The sequence below is a fragment of the Bartonella sp. CL435QHHD genome, from assembly GCF_042195095.1.
Lineage (GTDB): Bacteria > Pseudomonadota > Alphaproteobacteria > Rhizobiales > Rhizobiaceae > Bartonella.
Window position 1 is genome coordinate 1 of sequence record NZ_JBHINS010000024.1, and the last position, 1,150, is coordinate 1,150.

General features: G+C 32.2%; 2 protein-coding genes. Both read left to right on the forward strand.

What is annotated here, in order from left to right; translation table 11 throughout:
• The first annotated feature begins 129 nt into the window (after positions 1-129).
• Complete coding sequence (locus tag ACFILH_RS00780; RefSeq protein ID WP_273790050.1) at positions 130-273, forward strand: TrwH protein; 144 nt, start codon at positions 130-132, stop codon at positions 271-273.
• Positions 270-1,010 (forward strand): type IV secretion system protein, encoded by a 741-nt coding sequence (locus ACFILH_RS00785; RefSeq protein WP_375667226.1) that lies wholly within the window; start codon positions 270-272, stop codon positions 1,008-1,010. Before ACFILH_RS00780 ends, ACFILH_RS00785 begins: the two co-directional genes overlap by 4 nt.
• Positions 1,011-1,150: the final 140 nt, after the last annotated feature.

A 1,150-nucleotide genomic window follows, 5' to 3' on the forward strand; every position in this document is an offset into this window, starting at 1 on the left:
TCATAAATTAAAAAATGAAATTAAGAAAAGATAAATTATCGTAAACTATACACTTTACTTTATGTTCAAAATTATAATAATAAAAATAAATATCAGGATGTATATAACAATAAAAAGAGTCATATTAAAATGAAGTCGATCATTCTTATAATTTTGATTGCAAACCTTTTATCAGCTTGTGCATTAGCACCAAAGCTAAAACAGCCAAATGATAGGAACCGAGTGCCTATTAATAAAACAATCCCTGCCGAAATCAAGCGAGGAGACAGATGAAAAAGCGATTTATTATAACAGGAATGATTACCCTTTTGGGAATGATGGATCTGGCACATGCAAATGCAGTTACAAGCGTATCTTCCGCCCCCTCATCACATAAGAATCCAACTGTAAGCTTACAACCTACTCCATCAGCAGAATATCTGGAACTTATTAATCTATTAAAAAAAGGAGAAATTATTGGGCTCTTAAAAAAACAGCTTGAGTTAAAAAAAGAACAAATTTCGCAAACAGAAAAAACCTATCAAGCTATAACAAAGAGTCAGAAAACTGGACCTCAGAAAATAGACTTTTCTAGTTTTTTTCTCAAAGAGCCAGAAGCGCTCTATAAGAGTAATCAGCATTCAAGGGAATCATATCAAAAGCTATTGGAGGACGAAAACAAAATTTCTGGATCTCTTGATCAAATGGGCAAAAATCTTTTTGCGCGTTTACAATTTTTCTCGGTGCTAGATAAAGCTATAACTTTGAAAACTTTTGAAAACGTAGAAAATCGTTTTAAATACCTCAGAAATCTATTTGATGAACTTCAAACAAAAGAAAACCTGAAAGATATTGCAGACCTTCAAGCACATATCGATGGTTCATTAGCCATGATCCACAATGAATCTATAAAGATGCAAATGATAACGCATTTACGTAAAGCTGAGCAATCACTTATCAAAAAGAAAAGACGCGAACTTGATATGAAATTTTTTAACCATGAAGCAAAAGGGATGCCTATCATACGATAAAAACAAAATCCACTGTAGAAGGTTCAGTACTATCCGAACAATTCAGAGGGGCACAAAGATTTTATCAAAGTCAAGATATCGTAATGAAAATACTTAGGTAATGTATAAATGAAAATGAAGCGTTTAGCATGTATCTATAT